We start from the raw sequence: 23,856 nt of genomic DNA, 5'->3' as shown, positions 1-23,856 counted from the left end.
TCGTCAGGCGGCGCTCTGGCTGTAGGGCCTGCCACGGCCGAGGGCCGCTGAATAGCAGAGGATGCCGGCGCCATCGCGGGCGCCGGTAAGGGCTTGTTCCGCCTGGGACAGCAGATCGGCGCTGGTCGATGCCGGTTGCGCAAGTGTGATACCGGCCGCAAGCGAAAGCGTCTCGGCGGTGTGCGCCCGTCCGGGAAGGGTGACTGTCAGCTCCTGCACGGACTGTCGCAGACGCCGGGCAATGGCCTCGGCATTTTCGGCGCTGACATCGCGGCACAGGAAGGCAAACTCCTGCTGGCCAACGCGAGCGACGAAATCGTCCTTCTTGATCGACTTGCGAAACAGCGCCGAGAGCTTGGCAAGCGCCTTGGCGGCAGCCGCGCCGCCGTGGTGCTCCGCCACCTCGCGCAGCCCCTCCACCGAGACGAGAAGCAGGGCGACCGGCTGGTCCGTCCACTCCGTTTCGAGGATCGAGTCGAGCTTGGTCGTCAGCGCCAAGCGGTTCGGTAGGCCTGTGGCCGGGTCGCGGGTCAGGGATCGCCGGCTTTCGGCAAGCTCGCCTTCGAGTTCGGCGAGATGTGTCATGCTGGTTTCCAGCGCCTGCTGGAGAGCACCTTCTTCATTGGTCAAACGGCCGGCCGCTTCCCGCAGTCGCGCGGCATCGTCGGCGAATTCGGACATGCCAGCAACGGGGTCCGTGGCCAGGCGCCCGGTGAAATGATCGAGTTCATCCTTGAAGCTCTGCTTCTGCAACAGGGAGAGCCTGAGCTTTTCGGCGATCTCGGCTAGCGCTTGCTGGCCGGCGGCTCTCGCCCGGTCTGCGGCAAGTGCTGCATGGGAGACGAGGTGATGCCTCAGGCCGACGGCATCCAGCGCATCCTGCTGCGGATTGTTTCCGAGCGCGGCGAGTTCCCGGGAAAGCTGCGGCAGGCGGCCGGACAGTGCCTCGTAGAAAAGCTCGTAGTTGCGGGGCAGGGCCGCGATGCCGTGCGCCGACATCGCATGCGCCACCTTCAGAATGATCGCCGCCTGCCTAGCCTGCGTTCGGCTGGCATCCGCTGGAACTTGCCTGTTCATTCTGTCTTGGCCCCCGCTGCCGTCTCGATCTCTCGCTCGATAAGGCGCCACTATGAGAAGGCCGCATTTAAGGGAGTCTGAAGATTTGGGACCGCGGGCGATTCCCGCCCGGTATGGTTGCTAAATTCCATCCGCCCGCGGTGGTTCGCAACCGCATGTCGCAGGGCAATGGATGGTCGCCAACCGTCGCCATCTTTATACTTGACGAATTTAGTCACCAATTATATTCGGCGCTGCTAAATCGGGCGTCGAGCCCGGGCAAACAGCGACGGTCAAGCATGTCCCTCTCGTTCATTGCGGATCTGGCAAAATGGGGCGATCGGCCGGCGCTGGTCTTTTCCGCGCAACGGATCGTCACCTATCGCGAACTCCTCGAGCGGGTGACCCGCCAGGCGCTTGCCTTTCGCGGCCCGCGCGGACTGGTGACGATCGAGGCCGAGCTTTGCGAACACGCGATTGTCGCCTATCTGGCAGCGCTCGCGGCCGGGCACGCCGTCGCCATGCAGGCCCCGAAGAAAGGCGCGGCCGGGTCTTGGGTCGATGCCTTCGAGCCAGACTTCGGCTTCCGTCGCATCGATGGCCGCTGGCGCACGGAGCATCTGCGACAAGGCGACAGAGCGCCCCATGACGAACTCGCCGTCATGCTCTCGACCTCGGGCAGCACCGGTTGCGGCAAGGCTGTGCGCCTCTCTCGGGAAAACGTTTCGGGCAACGCGGTGGCGATCGCGGACTATCTAGGCCTGACGGCGGAAGATCGCGGTTGCCTGGTGCTGCCCCTCCATTATTCCTACGGCCTGTCGGTGCTGAATTCTCACCTCGTCGTTGGCGCCAGCCTCTATATTCCCGGCGGCTCCATCCTCGATGCCGGTTTTCTCGATGGCCTGGCGGAAAGCGGCAGCACGAACCTTTCGGGCGTACCCTATTCCTACGAGCTGCTGGAAAAGGTGGGCTTCCGCGATCGGCGGTTCCCGCACCTGCGTTTCATGGCCGTTGCCGGTGGCCGTATGAGCCCAGACGTCATCCGTCTCTATAACGAGCACCTCGGCACCCAGGGGTCGGCTTTCTTCGCCATGTACGGCCAGACCGAAGCCACCGCCCGCATCGCCTATGTGCCGCCGGCTGAGCTTGCCGGCAACGAGGACAGGATCGGCGTCGCCATTCCCGGTGGACGCCTTCTGATCGAAAACGAGAGCGGCGCGCCGATCGAAATCGACGGCGTGGCCGGCGAGCTCGTCTACCGTGGCCCGAACGTCATGATGGGCTATGCCACATCGCGAGACGATCTTGGCCGCGGTGCCGATCTTGCCGAACTGCGCACCGGCGATCTTGCGATGCGCCATGCCGACGGCTTGTTCCAGATCGTTGGCCGGATGAAGCGCATCTCCAAGATCGCCGGGCTCAGGATCGCGCACGACGTGCTGGAAGCGGGGCTCGAAGCGCGCGGCATCACCGCTGCCGTCATCGGCGACGATGCCGGGCTCCACGCCTTTTACACCGGCAGCCGCGATGCCGAAGAGATCAGACGGTACCTGGCGCAGGCAAGCGGGCTGACTTTGGCCCATCTGAAGGCGACGCCCGTTGCCGAGATGCAGCGGCTTGCCAGCGGCAAGATCGACTACAACGTGCTCAACATGGCGGCCCGCCAGGCGGCTGCCAGCAGCGACGACGACAGCGGCGGTATTGAAGGGCTCTTTGCCCAGGTGTTCTATCCGAAGCGGGTGGAACGCTCCGACAGCTTTGTCTCGCTCGGTGGTGACTCCCTGCGATTCGTTCAGCTGTCGATCGGGCTGGAAAAGGTGCTCGGACAAGTTCCGGATGCCTGGGAGACCTTGCCGATCGCCACGCTATCGCTCCAGGAACGGCGCGAGACCACCACGCGACGGATCGGCACGGACCTCTTGGTCCGCGCGCTTGCCATTTTTCTGGTCGTCCTGCACCACGAGCTCCTGTGGCCGATCCCCGGCGGGTCGGCGGCCATGGTCGTCCTCGCCGGCTTCAGCCTCGCGCGGTTCCAGATGGGACCGCTGCTTGCAGGCGACGGCTGGGCGATCTTGCGGCCGCTCGCGCAGGTGCTGATCCCCTATTACCTGATCGTTGCAGCCTATGCGGTCGCCTGGGGTGAGGTGCCCTGGGCCTCAGTCTTCCTCGTCGGTAATTTCGGCCTGGCCCTGCCGGAGACGCACGGCATGGTGCCCTATCTCTACTGGTTCATTGAAGCCTATTGCCAGATGATGCTCGTCTTCGTCGGGCTCTTTGCCATCCCGCAGTTCCGGCGGTTCGTGTCGGCACAACCATTTGCCGCCGGCATGACCCTGCTGCTGGCCGCGCTTGTCGCCCGGCTGGCGCTGCCGCTCGTCTGGCCGATCGGCAACCGCCAGATCTTCACGCTGCCATGGATTTTCTATCTCGCCGTAATCGGCTGGTGCACTGCCGTTGCCGAAACAGCCAGGCAGCGGCTGCTGCTGATGCTGACTGGGACCGGCGCCTTCCTGTTCTTCGGTCTCTACGAAGGAGTCTGGATCGGCACGAAGATCAAGTATCTCCTGCAGATCTGCGTCCTGGCAGCGCTGCTTTACCTTCCGCGTGTCAGTCTGCCGCGCTGGTCGGCCCAGCTCATCTTGCCCCTGTCGGCGGCGGGCTTCCACATCTACATCCTGCACCGCTTCGTGCCGGAATTGCTGATGGTGCCGTTGCAGCCGGCCTTGCCGCCGGCTGTTTTTTCGCTGCTGTCGATTGTTGGCGGCGTCGCGCTCGGCCTTGCCGCGTGGTTCGGCCAGCGCCAGCTCTTGAAGGCGCTCGCCGCGTGGCGGGAACGTGAGGCCCGGCCACTGCGGCTGTTCGGCATCGAGGCGTTGCGCTCGCCGCTACGCCCACTGTGACCCTTGCATCCTTAGAAACTGGGCGAGGTCCAGTATCAGCGACGGGCGCCCGAGCGCGGTGAGCGTCGCGTGCGCCTGACCGCGATGGTGGGTCTGGTGGTTGAAGAAGTGCCCGAGCGTCGGTGCCAGCTTCTGCGTGACGGCCGTCGGATTGGTGAGCGTCTTGTAGCTGAGCACAGCGCCAAGGCGCGCGTCGCTGAGGCTATCGATCCAGGCAATGATGCGTTCGTCCTCGACCGCCCGCGCGGCGGTGAGGGCGGCGAGGTCCTCGTGCAGGGTCGTATCGAGCGAAGCCGGGGTATCACCTTCGCCGGTGAAGCGCTTCATCCAGATGCGGTCGGCAACGAGGATATGATTGAGGGTGGAAAGCAGCGAGCCGAAAAAGGCGCCGCGGTTTTCCCGCAGTTCGGCATCGGTCAGCTCCGCAGCAGCTGTATAGACGAGGCGGTTCGCCCAGCGGTTATAGTCGGCGAACATGCGAAAGTGATCGAGCATCGGCTACCTTTCTGGTGGCTGCGGTTTGCGGGTGGCGACGCTAACCCGGAACCGCATTCCTGTGGCTGATATCATTCATGAAATTTACTGATTTGATGACGCGGCGGATATGTCGTTCAAGGGGATGACAATCGTCCCGGAGGGTTCGCATGACAAGGAAGCTCTATTCGCTGTGTGGGTCCGACAGGGCGCGTCCCTTCTCGCCGCATGTGTGGAAGATCGCGATGTCGCTGGCCCACAAGGGGCTCGAGTTCGACACCGTGCCGATCGGGTTCACCGAAATCCGGGCGGTCGAGGACGGGGCGACGAACCTGGTGCCGTTGCTGCGGGACGGTGAAACGCTGGTGAAGGACAGCTTCGAGATCGCCCTCTATCTCGAACGGACCTATGCGGACCGGCCGGCGCTCTTCGCCGGCGAGGGGGCGATGGCGATCTCGCGCTTCGTCGAGGGCTGGTCGCAGACAACGCTGCATCCGGCCATCACCCGCATCATCATAAGGGATATTCACGACCGGCTGGATTCCGTCGATCAGGCCTATTTCCGCGAAAGCCGGGAAAAGCGCTTCGGCACGTCGCTCGAAGCGGTGGCCGAAAGCGGCGGATCCTCGCTCGCAACTTTCTCGGAAAAGCTCGAGCCTTTGCACCATCTGCTCAAGTTTCAGGACTTTCTGGGTGGTGCAACGCCGCTTTTCGCCGACTACATCGTCTTCGGGGCGTTTCAGTGGGCGCGCATCGTTTCGCCGCAACGCCTGCTTCAGCCGGGTGACACCGTGACCGCCTGGTTCGAACGCTGCCTCGATCTCCATGACGGGCTCGGGCGCAGTGTGACGGCTGCGTGAAACCCGCCTGGCCCAAGCCGAATCATCGGTGAACCCCCTTGTTTTGCGCGGAATTGGCGGCTAATGAACCGCCACTTCTCAAGAAACAAGGGATTTGAGCCAATGGCTATTGAACGTACCTTCTCGATGATCAAGCCGGACGCGACCAAGCGCAACCTGACCGGCGCCATCACCAAGATGCTCGAAGATGCCGGCCTGCGCGTCGTCGCATCCAAGCGCGTCTGGATGAGCCGTCGCGAAGCCGAAGGCTTCTACGCCGTTCACAAGGAACGTCCGTTCTTCGGCGAACTGGTTGAGTTCATGTCCTCCGGCCCGACGATCGTTCAGGTTCTCGAAGGCGAAAACGCAATTGCCAAGAACCGCGAAGTCATGGGCGCCACCAACCCGGCAAACGCTGACGAAGGCACGATCCGCAAGGTTCACGCTCTGTCGATCGGCGAAAACTCGGTTCACGGTTCGGACGCTCCGGAAACCGCTGCTGAAGAAATCGCTTACTGGTTCTCGGGCACCGAGATCGTCGGCTGATTCAAAATCTTCGGTTCAAGCCGTAGCGGCTTGAATTGACTCGAGATTTGAACCGGAGCGGAAACGCTCCGGTTTTTTGTTGCCCGGTCTCTCAGACGGGGCATTTTGCGGTCTCGAAGTGCGCCGGTGCCTTGCCGCCGCTGAAGACCGCCGGGTTCTTGTCGTAGGCCGGGCCCTCGACCAGCGGCTTGGCCGGCATGATGTCCTGGTCGACATCGGAGACCACGGTCGTTTCCAGTTTCTGCAGCGACTGGCCTTCGGGGCCTGTGACCTCGATCGAGACCGTATAGGGGCGGTCCTTCTTCACGCAGGTGACATCGGGGCTCTCCAGCACCACCTTGTCCAGCTTGGGAAAGAGCTTGCGCTCGATCGTCAGCGCGTCGCCGCCGGCGGGGTTTTCGAAGCGCGCAACGACAACGCTGCCCTCGGGTACCGCCTCGGCCTTGGTCAGCGTGATCATGTAGGTCGCGTAGGCGAGGCGGTAGTTGAAGACGAACATCTTGCCCGTCAGCTTCAGCGGATCGGGGCCGCTCTCGCGCTGGCAGCCGCTGGCGGCGAGTGCGATGGCAAGCGTGGCCACGATCCCGAATGTCCTTGTCATGAGGCTGCCTCTTCCCTGTTGCGGTGATAGTGGCGCTTGGCCTTGTTGCGGTTGCCGCAGACGGCCATGTCGCACCAGGTCCGGCTGCGGTTGCGGCTGCGGTCGAGAAACAGCCAGCCGCAATTCGGGCAGATCTTCAGCCGGTCGGGCTCCGGGTTGGCGGCAAGCGTGAGCGCCGATCGCGCCGTCGCGGTATCGAGCGAAAGCCGATCGCCCTGGTTCGTCGGGCCGCGCAGGACGCCCGCGATCGCCTCCAGCAGATCCGCCAACAGGTCCGGCCGCCCTGCATCCGAAATCTCCGCGCGAAAATGCCGGTCGGTCGCTTCGCGCAGCAGCAAGAGCCGGCCACGGTTCTCCTCGGCGACAGGCGCAAGAGTACCGAAGCGCAGATTCTCCGCCCCAAAGCGGCTGGCCGCGTCCGCAAAGGAATCGAGCGCGGCGACATCGGCGAAGCGGTCGATCCGGCGCTCGGGGTCGAAGCGCAAGACGATGGAATTGGCGACATCCAGTGCCAGGGCGCCGCCGGCAAATCGATGGGCTGTCCAGGTGAAGGTCATGCTAAAATCCTAACTGGCAAAATTGATTTTACCAGTTATATTGATCTTGTCACGCTCCGGATGCGCCATGCTCTACTTTCTGCAGCAGCTCGCCAATGCCGTTCCCATCGCTGCGCTCTACGCGGCGCTTGCCTTTGGCTATGCCATCGCCTTCGCCGTGACGCGCCGGGCCGATCTCACCTATGGCGCGCTCTTTGCCTTCTCGGGCCAGATCTTTGTGCTGTTTGCCGCTTTCGGCTGGGACCGACTGTGGCTTGTGCTTCCGGCCGCCCTTGGCCTCGGTGCGGCGGCAGCCCTGACTTTCAGCGTTGGGGCCGGGCTCGTTGCCGGGCGGTATGTCATGCGGCCGCTGGCCTTCTCGTCGGCCAACACCGTCGTCGTCGCCTCGCTCGGCTGCCTGCTGGTGCTGATGGAAACGGCACGGCTCGCCTCGGAGACCCGCAGCCTGTGGCTGCCGCCGTTCCTCAACGCCAACATCGTCTTCTGGGACGATCCGCGGTTTCCGGTGACGCTGACCGTCATCCAACTCGGCAATACCGCGCTGATGGCGGCGCTGGTGGCGGCCGGCCACTGGTTCCTGACGCATTCGCGGGCAGGGCGGTTCTGGCGGGCCGTCTCCGAGGACCGGGGGGCTGCGGCCCTTTGCGGCGTCGACGCTGCCACCGTCTACATCGTCGCCTATGGCGCGGCGTCCCTGATTGCCGCCGTCTGCGGCATTCTCGCCGCCTCCTACTACGGCAACATGGATTTCGGCACCGGTCTCACCTTCGGCGTCAAGGTGCTGTTCATCGCCGCGATCGGCGGCCAGGCTTCACCGCTCTATGCCGCGCTTGGCGCGGCCGCGGTCGGCCTGCTCGAAACGCTGTGGAGCGCCTATGGCCCGATCCTCTGGCGAGACTTTGCGATCTTCGGATTTCTGGTGATCGTGCTGGCGGTCACGCGCAAGGAAAAGGCCATTCCCTGACCTCGAGGGACGGCCGTTTTTACTTCGACCAGCGGTCCCTGGCCGTATCGTCGGCGTCCTTGGCGCTGACCCATCCGCCGGTCGTGCCGTCGCCCAGGTGTTCCTTTTTCCAGAAGGGCGCCGAGGTCTTCAGGAAATCCATGATGAAGTTGGCGCCGTCGAAGGCGGCCTGCCGGTGCCGCGAAGCGGTAACGACAAGCACGATGTTCTCGCCGGGAAGGATCTTGCCGTAGCGGTGGATGGCGGTGGCGGCCTGAAGCGAGAAGCGCTCGACCGCCTCGTGGCAGATACGTTCGATCTCCGCCTCGGCCATACCGGGGTAGTGTTCCAGTTCAAGGGCGGCAAGCGCGCCCGCTTCGTCGCGGCAAAGCCCGGAAAAGGTGACGACGGCGCCGATATCGGCCCGCCCGATCGAAAGCTTCGCAACCTCGGCATTGAGGTCGAAGTCCTCGCGCTGGACGCGCACGGTCACCGGCGCGCGCATGGCCTCAGCCACCCGTCATTGGCGGAAACAGGGCAATCTCCCGGGCGCCGGCGATCGGCTCCCTGTGGTCGACATGTTCCTGGTTGATGGCCGCGCGGATGACGTTTTCATGTTCGAGCGCCGCCTCGTATTCCTCGCCGAGCGTCTTCAGGTGCTGAAGCAGATCGGCAATGGTGACGACGCCGGCGGGAAGGTCGAGGGTTTCCTCGCCCTTGCCGATGCGCTCGCGCACCCATGAGAAATAGACGAGGTTGACGGTGCTCATTCGTTGACCACGTGCTTGAGGCCGGCGCGGAAGTAATCGTAGCCCGAATAGAGCGTGATCGCGGCGGCAATCCACAGGAGCACGATACCGGCTTCCGTCGTATAGGGCAAAATCTTGTCGCCGGCCGGACCGGCAAGCAGGAAGGCGATGGCGACCATCTGGATCGTCGTCTTCCACTTGGCGATGCGGGTAACGGGAACGCTGACCTTCAGCGCCGCCAGATACTCGCGCAGGCCCGACACCAGGATTTCACGGCACAGAATGATGATCGCAGCCCAGATCGACCAGCCGGCGATCGTGCCGTCGGCGGCGACGAGCAGCAGGATTGAGGCGACCAGCAGCTTGTCGGCGATCGGATCGAGCATCTTGCCGATGTTCGACGTCTGCTTCCAGATGCGCGCGAGATAGCCGTCGAAGAAATCGGTGATCGAGGCGACGGCGAAAAGCGCCACGGCCGTCCAGCGCGCGAAGTCCGAACTGTGCAACCGTCCTTCGACGAAGAAGCAAAGCACGATCAGCGGCACGATCAGGATGCGGAAGTAGGTGAGCAGGTTCGGGATGCTGTAGGCGACGGGCGTGGGCATGGATTCGTGTTCTCTGGTTCGTCAGGTACAGAAATGACTTTGCTGGCCGGAGGTCAACAGGTCATCGTCGTCAACTGTCATATTTGCCCTATCGCATGTGAACGCCGGGTGAACTGTGACATCAGGTTTTCATTTCCCCGCATCGTCGTGGAAATGTTCGTAGACCAGCCGCGCCACCGTTTCGGAAATCCCGGCGACGGCCATCAGGTCGTTAATGCCGGCGCGCGAGACGGCCTTGGCGGTGCCGAAATGCGTGAGCAGCGCGCGCTTGCGCGTCGGCCCGATGCCGGCGATCTCGTCGAGCGGGTTCTTGACCATCTCCTTCTTGCGGCGGGCCCGATGCGAGCCGATCGCGAAACGGTGCGCCTCGTCACGCAGCCGCTGGATGAAATAGAGCACCGGGTCGCGCGGCGGCAGCGTGAAGCTCTCGCGGCCGAGCGCGAAGAAGCGTTCACGGCCGGCGTCACGGTCGACACCCTTGGCGACACCGATCGCCGTCACGCAGTCCTCGACGTCGAGCTCCTTGAGGATGGCGCGCACCGCCGTCATCTGGCCCTGCCCGCCATCGATGAGGATGACGTCGGGCCAGGCGGGGAAGGCGGCATCGTCACCGACTTCCACACTCCGGTCCGGCTTGCCTTCCTCTTTCAGCAGCCGTGAGAACCGTCGTGTCATCACTTCGCGCATCATGCCGAAGTCGTCGCCCGGAGTGATGTCGGTCGATTTGATGTTGAACTTGCGGTACTGGCCTTTGACGAAGCCTTCCGGCCCCGCGACCACCATGCCGCCGACGGCATTCGTGCCCATGATGTGGGAGTTGTCGTAGATCTCGATGCGGCGCGGCGTGCGCTCCAGCTTGAAGGTTTCTGAGAAGCCTTCAAGCAGGCGCGATTGCGAGGCCGTTTCCGCCAGCTTGCGGCCGTGGGCTTCACGCGCATTTGCGAGCGCGTGATCGACGAGATCCTTCTTCTCGCCGCGTTGCGGAACCTGGATCGCGACCTTGTAGCCGGATTTTTCGCTGAGTGCCTGGCCGAGCAATTCCTGCTCTTCCACCGCTTCGCAAAGCAGGATCTGCCGGGGACAGGGCTTGTCGTCATAGAATTGGGCGAGGAACTGCGAGAGCACCTCGGCCGTCGGCAGCGAAGGATCGGCCTTCGGGAAATAGGCGCGGTTGCCCCAGTTCTGTCCGGTGCGGAAGAAGAAGACCTGGATGCAGGAGATGCCGCCCTCGTGGTGGATCGCAAACACGTCCGCTTCCTCGACGCCGGAGGGGTTGATGCCCTGGTGGCTCTGGACGTGGCTGAGCGCGGCCAGACGATCGCGGTAAAGCGCCGCCCTTTCGAAGTCGAGGTTCTCGGCTGCCTCGCCCATCGCGGCAGCAATCGTCGCCTTCACCGCCTGGCTCTTGCCCGAGAGGAAGTCTTTCGCCTCCTGCACCAGTTCCGCGTAGCCCTGATCGCTGATCTCGCCCGTGCAGGGCGCCGAACAGCGCTTGATCTGGTAGAGCAGGCAGGGGCGCGTTCGCGTCTCGAAGACACTGTCGGTGCAGGTCCGAAGCAAAAAGGCGCGCTGCAGCGAATTGATCGTGCGTCCGACGGCGCCGGCGGACGCGAAGGGCCCGAAAAAGTCGCCCTTGCGGCTGCGTGCGCCGCGATGCTTGTAGAGCGCCGGCGCCCGGCTGTCGCCGGTTACCAGGATATAGGGAAACGACTTGTCGTCGCGCAAAAGTACGTTGAAGCGTGGGCGTAAGCGCTTGATCAGGTTTGCTTCGAGGAGCAGCGCCTCGATCTCGGTGCGCGTCGTCACGAACTCCATGTTCGCGGTCTCGCGCACCATGCGGGCGATGCGGTTGGAATGGCCGCGCCCCTGGGCATAGTTGCTGACGCGCTTCTTCAGGCTGCGCGCCTTGCCGACATAGAGAACGTCGCCCGCCTCGTTGAACATGCGGTAGACGCCTGGGCCGTTCGGCAGCAGCTTGACGAAGGCCTGGATCAGTTCCGCGCCCTTCAGCCCCTCGGTCTCCGAGTGATTCTCGTGCCACTCGACGACAGGCGCAACGCCGCTTGCGTCAGACACTTCGATCAGGTCGTCGTCGTCTTCCGTTTCGTTGCCGTCATAAAGGATGCCGCCGTCGGCCGGCACGCGTCCATTCATTCCACTATCTCCCTGATGTCGGGCGTTTCCCAGGCGAGGTGCTGGCCCCCGTCCAGTGCGATCATCTGCCCGGTAATCGACGGCGTGTCGAACAGGAAGCGGATCGTCCGTCCGAATTCGTCGAGCGTCGGCCCGCGCTTCAAGATCAGCGCATCGACCTGCGCCTCAAAATCTTTCGGGTCCTGCCGTTCGTTCGGCAGCGTCGGCCCGGGGCCGATGCCGTTGACGCGGATGCGCGGGGCGAGCGCCTGCGCCATCGTCCGGGTTGCCGTCCAAAGCGCCGACTTGGACAACATATAGGAATAAAAGCGCGGATTGGGAGCCCAGACGCGCTGGTCGATGACATTGATGATGAGCCCGTTGACATCGGCCGGCAGTAGCGCGGCGAAATCGCGCGCCAGCAGGGACGGGGCTTTCACATGCAGCGCGAAATGCTGGTCCCAGACCTCTTCGTCGAAGGCATCTAGGCTGTCCTTCTTGAACAGCGACGCATTGTTGACGAGCAGGTCGATCGGCCCGAGTGCAGCTGTCGCGCGCTCGATCAGTGTCGACGTCGCGCCCGTATCCGTAAGATCGGCTCGAATCGCGACGGCATTCGTTCCTGCCTCTACGAGGGTTTCGGCCAGGGCCTGCGCTTCGTCAAATGAGGCATCGGCATGAATGGCGACCGCAAAGCCGTGGGCGGCCAGGTCCTCCACTATAGCTTTGCCGATCCTCTTGGCGCCCCCGGTTACGAGTGCCGCCTTCAGTGCTTTTTTCAACGTTTCATCCCGCTTTTTCGAATCTTCGCGTCAGCGGACGAAGATATAGGGAAGAAACGCGGGGCTGAAACACTCCCTGACGATTCCTTGCCCAAAAATTAATGGAATTGGCGTAAATTGTATTATTTTGCGTACTTATAGTATAGCTTTCGTTAATCTTGAATTATGGTTAACAAATCTCCTGTGGCGCCAAAGCAACATCAAATTTTGGGCGCGTTTGTGCCACCAAAATTTCACAATTTGGCTCTTGTGAATCCGCAATTGCTGGCCAATTTCAGCTCAACCGGGCGGGTTAATTAAAAGTTGTCCGATGTTCCACTGTGGGACCCCAAGCCCGAGGGGCATCGGTACGAAAAGGAGAATGTTTATGCGTACGCTCACCACCACCCTCATGGCTTCGGCTATGACCCTCATCGCCTTCCAGGCCGCCCAGGCTGCAGACGCGATCGACGAAGTTCCGGCAGCTCCGCAGGCCGAATACACCGAGCCGGCAGCCAAGAACTGGTCGGGCGCCTATGTCGGTGGCACCGCCGATTGGAAGCATGGCCAGCACGATGCGACCGGCAGCAACACCGCAGCCGGCTTCGGCGGCGGCCTCTATGGCGGTTACAACGTTCAGGACGGCCAGATGGTATATGGCGGTGAAGCTGACATCGGCTACTCCGGCCAGGATTCGACCAAGGGCAACCTGCGCATGAAGCAGGGCGTCAACGGCTCGCTCCGCGGTCGCGTCGGTGTCGATCTGAACCCGGTCCTCGTCTACGGTACCGCAGGTCTCGCCGTCGGTCAGACCAAGGGCACCGTCGGCGGCGCTTCCGATAAGAACACCATGGTCGGTTGGACCGCAGGTGTCGGCGCGGAAACCTTCGTCACCGACAACATCACCGCACGCGTCGAGTACCGTTACACGGACTACGGCTCGAAGGACTTCCGCATGGGCGGCACCAACGTTTCGTCGGGCTACGACGAGCACAGCGTTCGCGTCGGTATGGGCGTGAAGTTCTGATCGGCTTCGCCAGATCAACGAAAAAGGCCGGGTCACCCCGGCCTTTTTTGTGCCTTCTGTTCAGGCCTTGAACTTAGGGTAATCCGGGAAGTGCTTTTCGAACTTCGCCGGCCAGTTCTTCAGCTTGGCGCGTCCCTTCTGCCATTCGCCGGCAAAGCGCAGCTCGATGTAGCGCAGCATCGCGGCGAGCGCGAAATGGCCGGCATTGAGCTTGGCGCCGGTCTTCGGCAGGTTCGCGTTCAGGTGGTCGAGGCTGCGCTCGACCTTTTCCCATTGCCGGTCGATCCAGGGCTGATGCACCTTTTCCGGCGGATGAGAGCGCTTCTCGTAGACGATCGACAGCAGGCTGTCACAGATGCCGTCGCACAGCGCCTCCAGCAGCTCGACGTCGGTGCGCTTTCCGGCATTCCTCGGATAGAGCTTGCCCTTGGTTTCCCGGTCGATGAAATGCATGATCGTACGGCTGTCGTAGAGCGCCCGTCCGTCGTCGAGAATCAGCGTCGGGATCTTGCCGAGCGGATTGTTGTCGATCAGCTCCGGCGGGTTGGCATTGGTGTCGGTCAGGACACTTTCGGCCGCATAGCCCGCATAATGCGCCGCCATGCGCACCTTGGTCGAATAGGGCGAGGCGGGCGAGTACAAGATCTTCATCGAACGTCTTTCCTTCCAGGGATTGCGAGATGGGTTTCTAACAGGCGCCTTCTCCGGCTGGTCAAAGCGCCGGGGGCAGCGATACGCTTTCCTTTCGGCAGGCCTGGCGATCGACCGCCGGGCAGGCGCGGAAATTGAGCGACTTGTCGAAGCAGATCCGGATTTCCTCGAGCCGATTGCCCTCGCAGGTTACGGCGACGGCGTCCTTCGTCATGCCGGGGTTCTTGGCGAGGAGCGCGTCTTCGATGGCGGCAACACGCAGGCCTTTTTCTTGGTGGGGAGGTGCGAGCTCGGATGGCAGCGTCAGCCGCTCCCAGGCCGCGCGTGTGACGGCGAAGTATTCCTCCTGGCTGAGGCCGGAACAGGTCCCGTGCTTGCGCCATTGGTGGCCGATCAGGCCCATCGATGGAATGAGGTCGAGATATTGCTTGCCGAGCGACGAGGGCACGCGATCGGACTGCCGTGTCGGGCAGAAGTCCGGATAGCCCCGTTCGTTCTGCGGCCACAGGCCATGCACGATCAGGCCGCGATTGCCGCCGACTTCGCACTGGCTGGATTTTCCCTTGGGGTCGTTATCGCCGCACCAGGTCGGCGACCAGGAAAGCGAAAGCACGTAGAAATCGAAGCCGCTGCCGAGCGGAACCGCAGGGGCTGCCTTTGTCGTCTGCTGCCCCGTCGCCGTCGGCGCCTTCTCGGTGCTCTGGTCGTTGCAGGCAGCAAGGACGGTGACAATAAAAAGCGCCGGCAAAAGCCGGCGCACATTCCGGAATGCTTTCATGATTAGCGAAGCGAGGCGCAATACGCGCCGTAGACATACCAGGGATCGAGGCCGCCGACACAGAACTCGATGCTTCTGCCGACGCCGGCAAAGCCCCATGGGCGTTCGATGAGATAATAGAGCGAGCGTTGTTCGCCGTTGGTCATCACAGCGGTTCCGTAGCAGTATTCACGTTCGACGAGATGCGTCTCGTCGCGGAACTCCTGCCGGTTCTGCCCCATGTTGCGGATTTCGGCGATCGAGAGGTTGGCGTGCAGGTAGTTTGCATCCCGATACGCGAACCGGGATGTGATGAAGCCGAGGACCGAGGATTCGCTGCAGACCCCGGCGTTGTAGGATTGCGCCTGGCTGCTGCCAATATAGTCGGCGGCGATGGCGCCCGGCGCCGTAGCGCCCGCGAGGGAAAGCGAAATAAGAAGCGTGGCGGCGAGCGTGCGAGTCATGGGCGTCTCCCTATGTCGTCACATGAGATTGCGGTGCGTCGCGCCCGTCCGTCAAGCCCCTCGGGTTGTCTGTTCTTCCCCGCGCAGCCAGAAGCAGCGGCTGGACGCGAAACGATCCTGCCCCAGCCGGGTTTTCAGGAACGGCAGCAGCAGGTCGAGCTCGCTCTTCAGCGTAAAGGGCGGGTTGACGATGATGAGGCCGGAACCGGAAAGCCCCGTGGTTTCCCGGTCGCTTCTGACCGACAGCTCGGCGCAGAGCATCTTCGGTATGTCGAGCGCCTTCAGCGCCTCATGAAACGCCTTGATTGGTGCGCCCTGCTTCAGGGGATACCACAGGCAATAGACGCCACCGGTAAATCGGCGGTAGCCGCGCGCAAGGCCGTCCACCAGCCGTTCGTATTCGCCCTCCTTTTCGAAGGGCGGATCGACGAGAATCAATCCGCGCTTTTCCTTCGGCGGCAGGTGCGCGCCCAGCGCCAGCCAGCCGTCGAGCTCGGTGACCCGGCTCTGGAAATCGGCGTCGAACAGCCGGTGCAGGGTTTCGTAGTCGTCCGGATGCAGTTCCATCGCCGAGAGCCGGTCCTGAGGGCGGAAGAGCATGCGCGCGATCTTCGGCGAGCCGGGGTAGAGCGTCAGCTCGGAGCCGGGGTTCAGGGCGCGGATGGAGGAGAGGTAAGGGGCAAGGATCGCCGCGATCTCCGGCGGCAGTTCGCCGTCGAGCAGCCGGCCGACGCCGTCGCGCCATTCGCCGGTTTTCTGCGCTTCCTCGCTGGAGAGGTCGTAGAGCCCGATACCCGCATGGGTATCGAGAACGCGGAACGCCTTCTCCTTCTGCTGCAGATAGGTGACGAGCCGCGCCAGCACTGCGTGCTTCAGGACGTCGGCAAAGTTGCCTGCGTGATAGATGTGCCGATAGTTCATGGGCGCCGCCGATGGCTGTGATCAATAGTTGCGATGTGTGGGCAATTGGCTCTTTGAGCCGAAATGCCGATGCCATATAGAAAAGCCATGAACGTTGCGACCCCCATCAAAGCAGAAAAAACCATCGGCCACTCGGTCTGTCCGCACGACTGTCCCTCGGCCTGTGCCCTGGAAGTCGACCTGACCGCCGAAGGGCGGATCGGCCGTGTGCGCGGCGCAGCCGCCAATACCTACACCGCCGGCGTGATCTGCGCCAAGGTGGCGCGGTATTCCGAGCGCATCTATCATCCCGACCGTCTGATGGCGCCGAAGCGTCGCAAGGGCGCCAAGGGCGAGGGCGGCTGGCAGGAAGTGAGCTGGGAGGCGGCGCTCGATGAGATCGCCGATCAGTTCATTCGCGCCGAGCAGAAATATGGCGCCGAGACCGTGTGGCCATACTTCTATGCCGGCACCATGGGCCAGGTGCAGCGCGACTCGATCGACCGGCTGCGTCATGCCAAGCGCTATTCCGGCTTCTTCGGTTCGATCTGCACCAACATGGCCTGGACCGGTTTGAGCATGGCGACCGGCGCCCTGCGCGGCCCCGACCCGCGCGAAATGGCCAAGGCCGATTGCGTCGTGATCTGGGGTACGAATGCGGTCGCCACCCAGGTCAACGTGATGACCCATGCGGTGAAGGCCCGCAAGGATCGCGGCGCGAAGATCGTTGTCATCGACATCTACGACAATCCGACGGTCAAGCAGGCGGACATGGGCCTGGTGCTCAAGCCGGGCACCGACGCCGCACTTGCGTGCGCCGTGATGCACATCGCGTTTCGCGACGGCTACGCCGATCGGGCCTACATGGCTGACTTCGCCGATGATCCGGCCGGCCTTGAAGCACATCTGACGTCGCGCGGCCCGGAATGGGCGTCAGCGATCACCGGCCTGTCGGTCGAGGAAATCGAGGCCTTCGCAAGACTGGTCGGCACGACGCCGCGGACTTATTTCCGCCTTGGCTACGGTTTCACGCGCCAGCGCAATGGTGCCGTCGCCATCCACGCGGCAGCATCGGTCGCGACCGTTCTCGGTTCCTGGAAACACGAAGGCGGTGGCGCCTTTCACTCCAACAACGACATCTTCAAGCTGGACAAGCGCGAATTGATCGGCTCGGCCTTCCACGATCCGGACGTTCGCATGCTCGACCAGTCGCAGATCGGCCGGGTGCTGACCGGCGACGCCGAGGCGCTGCGCCGTCGCGGTCCCGTGACGGCGATGCTGATCCAGAACACCAACCCGGTGAATGTGGCGCCGGAGCAGCGGCTGGTGAAGCGCGGCTTCCTGCGCGAAGATCTCTTCGTCGCCGTGCACGAGCAGTTCATGACCGATACGGCGGCTGTTGCCGATATCGTGCTGCCCGCAACCATGTTCCTGGAGCATGACGACCTCTATCGCGGTGGCGGCCATCAGCACATCCTGATCGGCCCCAAGGTGGTGGAGCCGCCCTCGACCGTGCGCACCAATCTCTTCGTGATCGAAGAACTCGCTAGGCGCCTTGGCGTTGCCGATCATCCCGGCTTCGGCCGGACGGAGCGTGAACACATCGACCGGCTGCTCGCCAACTACGGCATCGGCTACGAGGAGATGAAGCGCCAGAAGTGGCTCGACTGTCAGCCGGCTTTCGAGGAGGCGCACTTCCTCAAGGGCTTCGGCCACCCCGATGGCAAGTTCCGCTTCAAGGCGGACTGGACGGGAACGCCGGCGCCGAACCGGCCGCCGAAGTCGATGGGCACTCAGGGGCCGCACCAGGCACTGCCGGAGTTTCCTGACCATGTCGACCTCATCGAGGTTGCCGATGCCGAGCACCCGTTCCGGCTGGCGACCTCTCCGGCTCGGTCCTTCCTCAACTCGACCTTTGCCGAGACGCCATCCTCGATCCAGAAGGAAGTGCGCCCGGAAGTGATGGTTCATGCCGAAGATGCCGCAGAACTCGGCATTGCCGATGGCGATATCGTCCAGCTCGGCAACGTTCGTGGCCAGGTGCGTCTGCATGCGAAGATCGGCTGCGGCGCCCGCCGCGGCGTGGTGATCGCCGAGGGCTTGTGGCCGAATGGCGCGCATCTCGACGGGGAGGGCATCAACGTTCTCACCGGCGCCGATGCCGTTGCGCCCTATGGTGGTGCCGCCTTTCACGACAACAGGGTCTGGGTAAGGTTGGCGCGCTAAGTCAGGTTGTAGAACGGCAGACGGAACCTTCCATGAGCGGCGATCACAACCACGCAGATATCACGAGCGCGCCGGTTTCAAGGCTTTGGGCCTCGCTTGGCCTGACGGGCGGCTTCATGCTGGCCGAAGTGGTCGGCGGAATCCTGACCGGCAGCCTGGCGCTGATCTCCGACGCGATGCACATGCTGACCGACACGGCGGCCCTTGCGATCGCGCTCGTCGCCATCCATGTCGGCCGCCGCCCGTCGGACCTCCTGCGCACCTATGGGTACGCCCGCTTCGAGATCCTGGCTGCCGCCTTCAACGCGCTGCTCCTGCTCGGTGTCGCCTTCTACATTCTCTACGAGGCCTGGAAGCGGCTGTCCGAGCCGCAGGAGATCCAGTCCGGCGGTATGCTGGTGATTGCCGTCATTGGCCTTGTCGTCAATCTCGCCTCGATGCGGCTGCTCACCAGCCACAAGGACGAGAGCCTCAATGTCAAGGGCGCCTATCTCGAAGTCTGGTCGGACATGCTGGGCTCGGTCGCTGTCATCGTCGGCGCGGTGGTCATCTGGCTGACCGGGTGGCAATGGGTGGATTCGCTGCTCGCTGTCGGCATCGGCTTCATGGTCTTCCCGCGCACCTGGGTGCTGCTGAAGGAATGCGTCAACATCCTGCTCGAAGGTGTGCCGCCGGGCCTGCGCCTCGCCGATGTTCATGCGACGATTGCCGCCGTTCCCGGCGTTGCGTCCGTGCATGACCTGCATCTTTGGGCGATCACCCAGAGCCAGCCGTCGCTGACCGCTCACGCCGTGCTTGCCGACGGCGCCGATGCCGAGACCGTGCGCCGCGCGATCGAGGACCGGTTGCGCGTGACCTTCGACCTGCACCACACGACGCTGCAGATGGAGCGGGAAGACCGCACGGCGACAGAACATATCCACTGATGGCCAAATGGCGGGATCGCGCTCGCCGGAGAAGGAAGTTGCATGAGCACCCACCATGACCCACGCGTCAGGATCGTCGGCCGCCGCACGCTGTGGAAGGGCTTTGCGCACCTGGAAGAGGTGACGTTCGAACAGCAGATGTCCGATGGCGCGACCGTGACGCTGAAGCGGGAGATCCACGACCATGGCAATGCGGCGACCATCCTGCTCGTCGATGCCAGGCGGCAGAGCGTCATCCTGGTGCGGCAGTTGCGCGTGCCCGTGCTGCTCCAGGGCGACCCGGCCTATCTGATCGAGGCGGCCGCCGGGCTTCTGGACGGCGACACTCCGGAAGAGGCGATCTGCCGCGAGGCGCTGGAGGAGACCGGCTACCACGTCCAGGACGTCATCCATCTCTTCGACGTCTATATGAGCCCTGGCGCGCTGACCGAGCGTACGAGCTTTTTCGCCGGCCACATCGACGCCACCGAGAAGCGCGGCGACGGCGGCGGGCTTGCGCATGAGGGCGAGGACATCGAAGTGCTGGAGATCCCCTTCGACGAAGCCTTCGCGATGATCGCCGGCGGCGAGATCCGCGACGCAAAGACGATCATGCTGCTGCAGTGGGCGAAGCTGAACCGGCGGGAACTGTTCGCCTAAGGGATTGTTTTGTAAGGCTATTATTTATTACGGATATTTCACTTTTTGATCCGCATCGGGTAAGCTAAAGCGCTGATGTCCTCATTATCGACATGGGCGCTTCATGACACCCTCTCTACCGGAACGTGCAGCCGACGACGAACAGCAGGCGGAGGGAGGCTGGATCGCCTTCCTGCGCCGCAACCGTCGCTATCTTTCGGCTGCCGGTACGCTCCTTGTGATCGCTCTTTTCGGCTTTGCGATCTTTCACCTGACATCCGAGGTTCAGTACGACGAAGTCGTCCAGGCATTGGCGGACACCAGCTGGACGGCGGTTGCAGCCGCGGTGTTCTTCACCGCATTGAGCTTCCTCGCGCTCACCTTCTATGATGTCAGCGCGCTCGATTATATCAGGCGCAAGCTGCCCTATGCCGATGTGGCGTTGACGGCGGCTTCGGCGTACGCGGTCGGCAATACCGCGGGTTTCGGGGCGCTCAGCGGCGGCGCCATCCGCTACCGCTCCTATTCGCGCCTCGGCATCGAGCCGGAAAACATCGCCCGGATCATCGCCTTCGTGACGCTGGCCTTCGGGCTCGGACTGCTGACTGTGACCTGCCTCAGCCTGCTCGCCGTCGGCGAATATGTGGCGCCGATGACCGGCTTGGATCCGTTGGTGCTGCGCGTGATCGCCGCCGTCATCCTCGCCGGGCTCTTCAGCGTGTTCTTTCTGGCGCGGGACGGACGGGCGGTGAGCCTCGGCCGGCTGACCTTGCGGCTGCCGGATTCACGCACGGTCTCGCGCCAGTTCCTGGTGACGGCGCTCGATCTCGCCGCCTCCGCGACGGTTCTCTATGTTCTCTTGCCCGCCGGTACGATCGGCTGGCCGGCCTTCCTTGCGGTCTATTCGCTGGCCGTCGGCGTTGGCGTCTTGAGCCATGTGCCGGCCGGCCTTGGGGTCTTCGAGACGATCATCATCGCGACGCTCGGCCACAATGCCGATGTCGACACCATTCTCGGCGCGCTGGTGCTCTACCGCGTGATCTATCACGTGTTGCCGCTGGTGATCGCGATCGCCGTGGTCATCGGCATCGAACTCCGCCAGCTTTCCGGCCATCCGGTCGCATCAAGCGTACGGCGCATCGGCGGCCGCATGACGCCGCTCCTCTTGGCGACGCTCGGCATCGTGCTGGCGATCATGCTGGTGCTTTCCAGCGTGACGCCGACGCCGGACGAAAACCTGGCATTCCTCGAAGGACTGCTGCCGCTGCCGATCGTCGAAGGCGCACACTTCCTTGCGAGCCTGCTCGGCCTTGCCCTCGTCGTCGTCTCGCGCGGGCTGGCGCTCAGGCTCGACGGTGCCTGGTGGGCCTCGATCGTGATTGCGGTCGCCGCGCTGCTGCTGTCGCTGATCAAGGCGATCGCCGTGGTAGAAGCCGGCATGCTGGCCTTCTTCCTGGTGGGGCTCATCGTCAGCCGCCGCCTGTTCGTGCGGCCTGCCTCACTGTTCGGGCAGGCGTTGACGGTGCCATGGCTGACGGCGCTTGGCGTCATCTGCCTGGGCGCACTTGTCGTGCTGCTCTTCGTCTATCGCGATGTCGAATACAGCCATGAACTCTGGTGGCAGTTCGAATTCTCCGCCGAAGCGCCGCGCGGCCTTCGCGCGCTTCTCGGCGTCACCATCGGCGCGAGCATGCTTGCGATCTGGAGCCTGATGCGCCCGGCAACCGGATCCGCCGAGCCTGCCTCCGACGACGCGATGGAGCGGGCGCTTTCGATCGTCGAGGCGCAGGACATGTCCGATGCCAACCTGGTGCGCATGGGCGACAAGAGCCTGTTGTTTTCCACTGACGGCCGCGCCTTCATCATGTATGGCCAGCGCGCCCGTTCCTGGATCGCGCTTTTCGATCCTGTCGGTCCGATCGATGCCTGGCCGGAGTTGATCTGGCACTTCATCGAAAAAGCGCGCGCGGCCGGCTGCCGGGCGGTCTTCTACCAGGTCTCGCCCCAGGGTCTCGCCTATTATGCCGATGCCGGGCTGCGCGCCTTCAGGCTCGGCGAGCTGGCGCGCGTCGATCTCGCCCGCTTCGAGCTGAAGGGGGGGAAATGGGCAAACCTGCGCCAGCAGGTGAGCCGTGCCCAGCGCGACGGGCTCGAGTTCCGTGTCGTCGCGCCCGAAGACGTTGCGGACGTCATGCCGGACCTGACCGCGGTGTCCGATGCCTGGCTCGCGCATCACAATGCCAAGGAGAAAGGCTTCTCGCTCGGCGCCTTCGATCCCGAATATCTTCGTGAGCAGCCAGTGGCGATCCTCACCTGCGGCGGGCGTATGGTCGCCTTTGCCAACATTCTGGTCACGGCAACCAAGGAGGAGGGCACCGTCGACCTCATGCGCTTCTCGCCGGATGCGCCGAAGGGTGCCATGGATTTTCTCTTCGCCCAGGTGATGGAGTATCTGAAGGCCGAGGGCTACCGAACCTTCAACCTTGGCATGGCGCCCCTATCGGGCATGTCCACGCGCCAGATCGCGCCGGTCTGGGACCGGGCCGGGCGCACCTTCTTCGAACACGGCGAACGTTTCTACAACTTCAAGGGCCTGCGGGCCTTCAAGTCGAAGTTTCATCCGCAGTGGCAACCGCGCTATCTTGTCGCCAGTGGCGGCATCAATCCGATCCTCGCCCTGATGGATGCGACATTCCTGATCGGCGGCGGTCTTAAGGGAGTGGTGAAGAAATGATCCGTGTCGCGAACGCCTGGAAATGCCTGACTTCGGCGGCGCTGCTGTTCTCGGCATCGATGTTCCCCGCTCTCGCCGAGGACGCACCGAAGAACTATGATACCGGGATGATCCCGTCGCCACGCATCATGCTGCCGAAGGAAAAGGCGGCCGCACTTGTCGTGCTGCTGTCGGACGCCGCCGGCTGGACGGACAAGGAACAGGCGATCGCCGACACGCTGACGGATGACAAGACCGTCGTCATCGGCATCGACCTCAAGGCCTATCTCGCCTCGCTCGCCAAGGATGACGGCGATTGCATCTACATGGTCTCCGATATCGAATCGCTCAGCCAGCAGGTGCAGCGCGCGGTCGGCACGGACGCCTACCAGCTGCCCGTCGTCGCGGGCGTCGGTGCCGGCGGTGCGCTGGCACTGGCAATCGCCGCCCAGACCCCACCGGCCACCATCGGCCAGACGCTGGCGGTCGACCCGGAGGAGGGGATCGCGCTTGAAAAGCAGCTCTGCACCCCGGCCGAAAAGGTGAAGAAGGGCGACCGCATGGTCTATGGACTGACCGACGGCGTCTTACCGGATCCGGTCTCCGTCGTTTTTTCTCCCGCAGCGTCGGCGGTCGGGCGCGCCCATGTGGCGGCGCTGATCGCCAAGCACCCGGACATCGAGCAGGAGGACAGCGAAGACGACGCCTATACGACGCTGTCCGATCACCTCACCGATATCATCGACAGTGAGCGCGACGCCGGCAATCCGTTCGGCCTGCCCTTGACCATCCTCGACGCAAAGCCGACCCGTGACACGATGGCGGTGATCTATTCGGGCGACGGCGGCTGGCGCGACATCGACAAGGAAGTCGGCGACGTGCTGCAGCAGCAGGGCGTTCCGGTCGTCGGCTTCGATTCCCTGCATTACTTCTGGTCCGAGCGCGATCCGCAGGTAACGGCGGACGACCTTGCCAAGGTGATGAGCTACTACCGCAAGCACTGGAACGTGCGAAACGTGCTCCTCATCGGCTATTCCTTCGGTGCCGACGTCCTGCCGCGAACCTTCAACCTGCTGCCGGCAGGCGAAAAGGCCCATGTTCGCCAGGTGACCTTGATGGCCCTCTCGCACATGGTTGATTACAAGGTTTCGGTGCTGGGTTGGCTGGGTGCTTCGGGCGACGGCAAGGGCGGTGATCCGCTCGACGACATCAAGCGCATCGATCCGGCGCTGGTGCAATGCATTTACGGCACCGATGAAGAGGACGATGCCTGCCCGCAACTGAAGGGCACCGGCGTCGACGTTATCGGCATCGACGGAGGACACCACTTCGACGAGGATTATCCGGCTTTGACACGGCGCGTGCTCGACGCTCTCGATCGCCGGCTTGCGTCGGCGAAGTGACCATTTG

Annotated in this window: 23 protein-coding genes; 10 read left to right on the top strand and 13 right to left on the bottom strand. The window is 63.4% G+C overall.

Annotated features, from left to right (window positions below):
* Positions 1–3: 3 nt before the first annotated feature.
* Complete coding sequence (locus IB267_RS09230) at positions 4–1,077, bottom strand: diguanylate cyclase domain-containing protein (RefSeq protein ID WP_192447354.1); 1,074 nt, start codon at positions 1,075–1,077, stop codon at positions 4–6.
* Between the two features lie 278 nt (positions 1,078–1,355).
* On the opposite strand from IB267_RS09230, the gene IB267_RS09225 reads away from it, so the two are divergent.
* A complete protein-coding gene (locus IB267_RS09225; protein WP_192447353.1) occupies positions 1,356–3,956 on the top strand; it encodes an AMP-binding protein in 2,601 nt (866 codons plus the stop codon).
* Here the strand turns inward: IB267_RS09225 and IB267_RS09220 are convergent.
* Complete coding sequence (locus IB267_RS09220) at positions 3,942–4,451, bottom strand: DinB family protein (protein ID WP_192447352.1); 510 nt, start codon at positions 4,449–4,451, stop codon at positions 3,942–3,944. The two genes, IB267_RS09225 and IB267_RS09220, sit on opposite strands and share 15 nt — an antisense overlap.
* A 149-nt stretch (positions 4,452–4,600) precedes the next feature.
* Here IB267_RS09220 and IB267_RS09215 point away from each other — a divergent pair, with 149 nt between their 5' ends.
* Together IB267_RS09215 and ndk are read left to right on the top strand one after the other, a co-directional pair.
* Positions 4,601–5,290, top strand: coding sequence for a glutathione S-transferase family protein (locus IB267_RS09215; RefSeq protein ID WP_192447351.1), 690 nt, complete (start codon positions 4,601–4,603; stop codon positions 5,288–5,290).
* Between the two features lie 102 nt (positions 5,291–5,392).
* On the top strand, positions 5,393–5,815 hold the full coding sequence (ndk, locus tag IB267_RS09210) for a nucleoside-diphosphate kinase (RefSeq protein ID WP_034803877.1): 423 nt from the start codon (positions 5,393–5,395) through the stop codon (positions 5,813–5,815).
* A gap of 91 nt (positions 5,816–5,906) precedes the next feature.
* On the opposite strand, the gene IB267_RS09205 is transcribed toward ndk, so the two are convergent.
* Positions 5,907–6,416, bottom strand: coding sequence for a hypothetical protein (locus IB267_RS09205; RefSeq protein WP_192447350.1), 510 nt, complete (start codon positions 6,414–6,416; stop codon positions 5,907–5,909).
* The gene (locus IB267_RS09200) at positions 6,413–6,973 is read right to left on the bottom strand and encodes a CGNR zinc finger domain-containing protein (protein ID WP_192447349.1); all 561 of its coding nucleotides are present in this window, start codon (positions 6,971–6,973) and stop codon (positions 6,413–6,415) included. Before IB267_RS09200 ends, IB267_RS09205 begins: the two co-directional genes overlap by 4 nt.
* A 67-nt stretch (positions 6,974–7,040) precedes the next feature.
* Here IB267_RS09200 and IB267_RS09195 point away from each other — a divergent pair, with 67 nt between their 5' ends.
* Positions 7,041–7,937 (top strand): branched-chain amino acid ABC transporter permease, encoded by an 897-nt coding sequence (locus tag IB267_RS09195; RefSeq protein WP_043611402.1) that lies wholly within the window; start codon positions 7,041–7,043, stop codon positions 7,935–7,937.
* A gap of 19 nt (positions 7,938–7,956) precedes the next feature.
* Here IB267_RS09195 and IB267_RS09190 read toward each other — a convergent pair whose 3' ends face one another.
* The 5 genes from IB267_RS09190 to IB267_RS09170 all read right to left on the bottom strand — a co-directional run bounded on the left by IB267_RS09190 (position 7,957) and on the right by IB267_RS09170 (position 12,185).
* Positions 7,957–8,421: a molybdenum cofactor biosynthesis protein MoaE gene (locus IB267_RS09190; RefSeq protein WP_192447348.1), complete on the bottom strand. Its 465-nt coding sequence runs from the start codon at positions 8,419–8,421 to the stop codon at positions 7,957–7,959.
* Positions 8,422–8,425: 4 nt separating this feature from the next.
* A complete protein-coding gene (moaD, locus tag IB267_RS09185) occupies positions 8,426–8,686 on the bottom strand; it encodes a molybdopterin converting factor subunit 1 (RefSeq protein ID WP_043611405.1) in 261 nt (86 codons plus the stop codon).
* Positions 8,683–9,270 (bottom strand): CDP-diacylglycerol--glycerol-3-phosphate 3-phosphatidyltransferase, encoded by a 588-nt coding sequence (gene pgsA / locus IB267_RS09180; protein ID WP_034803862.1) that lies wholly within the window; start codon positions 9,268–9,270, stop codon positions 8,683–8,685. Before pgsA ends, moaD begins: the two co-directional genes overlap by 4 nt.
* 129 nt (positions 9,271–9,399) lie before the next feature.
* A complete protein-coding gene (gene uvrC / locus IB267_RS09175; protein ID WP_192447347.1) occupies positions 9,400–11,424 on the bottom strand; it encodes an excinuclease ABC subunit UvrC in 2,025 nt (674 codons plus the stop codon).
* The gene (locus tag IB267_RS09170) at positions 11,421–12,185 is read right to left on the bottom strand and encodes an SDR family oxidoreductase (protein WP_192447346.1); all 765 of its coding nucleotides are present in this window, start codon (positions 12,183–12,185) and stop codon (positions 11,421–11,423) included. Before IB267_RS09170 ends, uvrC begins: the two co-directional genes overlap by 4 nt.
* A 367-nt stretch (positions 12,186–12,552) precedes the next feature.
* Here IB267_RS09170 and IB267_RS09165 point away from each other — a divergent pair, with 367 nt between their 5' ends.
* On the top strand, positions 12,553–13,191 hold the full coding sequence (locus IB267_RS09165; RefSeq protein WP_043611409.1) for an outer membrane protein: 639 nt from the start codon (positions 12,553–12,555) through the stop codon (positions 13,189–13,191).
* 60 nt (positions 13,192–13,251) lie between these two features.
* Here the strand turns inward: IB267_RS09165 and IB267_RS09160 are convergent, their stop codons facing one another.
* The 4 genes from IB267_RS09160 to IB267_RS09145 form a co-directional block, all read right to left on the bottom strand.
* Positions 13,252–13,842 (bottom strand): glutathione S-transferase, encoded by a 591-nt coding sequence (locus IB267_RS09160; protein ID WP_192447345.1) that lies wholly within the window; start codon positions 13,840–13,842, stop codon positions 13,252–13,254.
* Positions 13,843–13,903: 61 nt separating this feature from the next.
* Complete coding sequence (locus tag IB267_RS09155; protein ID WP_192447344.1) at positions 13,904–14,620, bottom strand: ribonuclease T(2); 717 nt, start codon at positions 14,618–14,620, stop codon at positions 13,904–13,906.
* A 2-nt stretch (positions 14,621–14,622) separates the two neighbouring features.
* Positions 14,623–15,063, bottom strand: a complete 441-nt coding sequence (locus IB267_RS09150) for a hypothetical protein (RefSeq protein ID WP_043611411.1) — start codon at positions 15,061–15,063, stop codon at positions 14,623–14,625.
* A 51-nt stretch (positions 15,064–15,114) separates the two neighbouring features.
* Positions 15,115–15,984 (bottom strand): 23S rRNA (adenine(2030)-N(6))-methyltransferase RlmJ, encoded by an 870-nt coding sequence (locus tag IB267_RS09145; protein ID WP_192447343.1) that lies wholly within the window; start codon positions 15,982–15,984, stop codon positions 15,115–15,117.
* Positions 15,985–16,053: 69 nt separating this feature from the next.
* On the opposite strand from IB267_RS09145, the gene IB267_RS09140 reads away from it, so the two are divergent.
* From IB267_RS09140 to IB267_RS09120, 5 genes are all read left to right on the top strand, one after another.
* On the top strand, positions 16,054–18,189 hold the full coding sequence (locus IB267_RS09140) for a molybdopterin-dependent oxidoreductase (protein ID WP_192447342.1): 2,136 nt from the start codon (positions 16,054–16,056) through the stop codon (positions 18,187–18,189).
* Positions 18,190–18,221: 32 nt separating this feature from the next.
* A complete protein-coding gene (locus IB267_RS09135; protein WP_192447341.1) occupies positions 18,222–19,115 on the top strand; it encodes a cation diffusion facilitator family transporter in 894 nt (297 codons plus the stop codon).
* A gap of 42 nt (positions 19,116–19,157) precedes the next feature.
* On the top strand, positions 19,158–19,754 hold the full coding sequence (locus IB267_RS09130; protein ID WP_192447340.1) for an NUDIX domain-containing protein: 597 nt from the start codon (positions 19,158–19,160) through the stop codon (positions 19,752–19,754).
* A gap of 103 nt (positions 19,755–19,857) precedes the next feature.
* On the top strand, positions 19,858–22,467 hold the full coding sequence (gene mprF / locus IB267_RS09125) for a bifunctional lysylphosphatidylglycerol flippase/synthetase MprF (protein ID WP_192447339.1): 2,610 nt from the start codon (positions 19,858–19,860) through the stop codon (positions 22,465–22,467).
* Entirely contained in the window at positions 22,464–23,849 is a 1,386-nt protein-coding gene (locus tag IB267_RS09120; RefSeq protein WP_192447338.1) for a virulence factor family protein, read from the top strand. Before mprF ends, IB267_RS09120 begins: the two co-directional genes overlap by 4 nt.
* The last annotated feature ends 7 nt before the right edge of the window (positions 23,850–23,856 follow it).

This window comes from Ensifer sp. ENS09, from assembly GCF_014852425.1.
In the GTDB taxonomy this organism is placed as follows: domain Bacteria; phylum Pseudomonadota; class Alphaproteobacteria; order Rhizobiales; family Rhizobiaceae; genus Ensifer.
The sequence above is the reverse complement of the archived record's forward strand: the minus strand, read 5'-3'. Positions and strand labels throughout refer to the sequence as shown.

Excerpts from the sequence above, each read along its gene's own strand:
- IB267_RS09230 (WP_192447354.1), bottom strand. The coding sequence starts at position 1,077 with ATGAACAGGCAAGTTCCAGCGGATGCCAGCCGAACGCAGGCTAGGCAG.
- IB267_RS09225 (WP_192447353.1), top strand. The coding sequence starts at position 1,356 with ATGTCCCTCTCGTTCATTGCGGATCTGGCAAAATGGGGCGATCGGCCG.
- IB267_RS09220 (WP_192447352.1), bottom strand. The coding sequence starts at position 4,451 with ATGCTCGATCACTTTCGCATGTTCGCCGACTATAACCGCTGGGCGAAC.
- IB267_RS09215 (WP_192447351.1), top strand. The coding sequence starts at position 4,601 with ATGACAAGGAAGCTCTATTCGCTGTGTGGGTCCGACAGGGCGCGTCCC.
- ndk (WP_034803877.1), top strand. The coding sequence starts at position 5,393 with ATGGCTATTGAACGTACCTTCTCGATGATCAAGCCGGACGCGACCAAG.
- IB267_RS09205 (WP_192447350.1), bottom strand. The coding sequence starts at position 6,416 with ATGACAAGGACATTCGGGATCGTGGCCACGCTTGCCATCGCACTCGCC.
- IB267_RS09200 (WP_192447349.1), bottom strand. The coding sequence starts at position 6,973 with ATGACCTTCACCTGGACAGCCCATCGATTTGCCGGCGGCGCCCTGGCA.
- IB267_RS09195 (WP_043611402.1), top strand. The coding sequence starts at position 7,041 with ATGCTCTACTTTCTGCAGCAGCTCGCCAATGCCGTTCCCATCGCTGCG.
- IB267_RS09190 (WP_192447348.1), bottom strand. The coding sequence starts at position 8,421 with ATGCGCGCGCCGGTGACCGTGCGCGTCCAGCGCGAGGACTTCGACCTC.
- moaD (WP_043611405.1), bottom strand. The coding sequence starts at position 8,686 with ATGAGCACCGTCAACCTCGTCTATTTCTCATGGGTGCGCGAGCGCATC.
- pgsA (WP_034803862.1), bottom strand. The coding sequence starts at position 9,270 with ATGCCCACGCCCGTCGCCTACAGCATCCCGAACCTGCTCACCTACTTC.
- uvrC (WP_192447347.1), bottom strand. The coding sequence starts at position 11,424 with ATGAATGGACGCGTGCCGGCCGACGGCGGCATCCTTTATGACGGCAAC.
- IB267_RS09165 (WP_043611409.1), top strand. The coding sequence starts at position 12,553 with ATGCGTACGCTCACCACCACCCTCATGGCTTCGGCTATGACCCTCATC.
- IB267_RS09160 (WP_192447345.1), bottom strand. The coding sequence starts at position 13,842 with ATGAAGATCTTGTACTCGCCCGCCTCGCCCTATTCGACCAAGGTGCGC.
- IB267_RS09155 (WP_192447344.1), bottom strand. The coding sequence starts at position 14,620 with ATGAAAGCATTCCGGAATGTGCGCCGGCTTTTGCCGGCGCTTTTTATT.
- IB267_RS09150 (WP_043611411.1), bottom strand. The coding sequence starts at position 15,063 with ATGACTCGCACGCTCGCCGCCACGCTTCTTATTTCGCTTTCCCTCGCG.
- IB267_RS09145 (WP_192447343.1), bottom strand. The coding sequence starts at position 15,984 with ATGAACTATCGGCACATCTATCACGCAGGCAACTTTGCCGACGTCCTG.
- IB267_RS09140 (WP_192447342.1), top strand. The coding sequence starts at position 16,054 with ATGCCATATAGAAAAGCCATGAACGTTGCGACCCCCATCAAAGCAGAA.
- IB267_RS09135 (WP_192447341.1), top strand. The coding sequence starts at position 18,222 with ATGAGCGGCGATCACAACCACGCAGATATCACGAGCGCGCCGGTTTCA.
- IB267_RS09130 (WP_192447340.1), top strand. The coding sequence starts at position 19,158 with ATGAGCACCCACCATGACCCACGCGTCAGGATCGTCGGCCGCCGCACG.
- mprF (WP_192447339.1), top strand. The coding sequence starts at position 19,858 with ATGACACCCTCTCTACCGGAACGTGCAGCCGACGACGAACAGCAGGCG.
- IB267_RS09120 (WP_192447338.1), top strand. The coding sequence starts at position 22,464 with ATGATCCGTGTCGCGAACGCCTGGAAATGCCTGACTTCGGCGGCGCTG.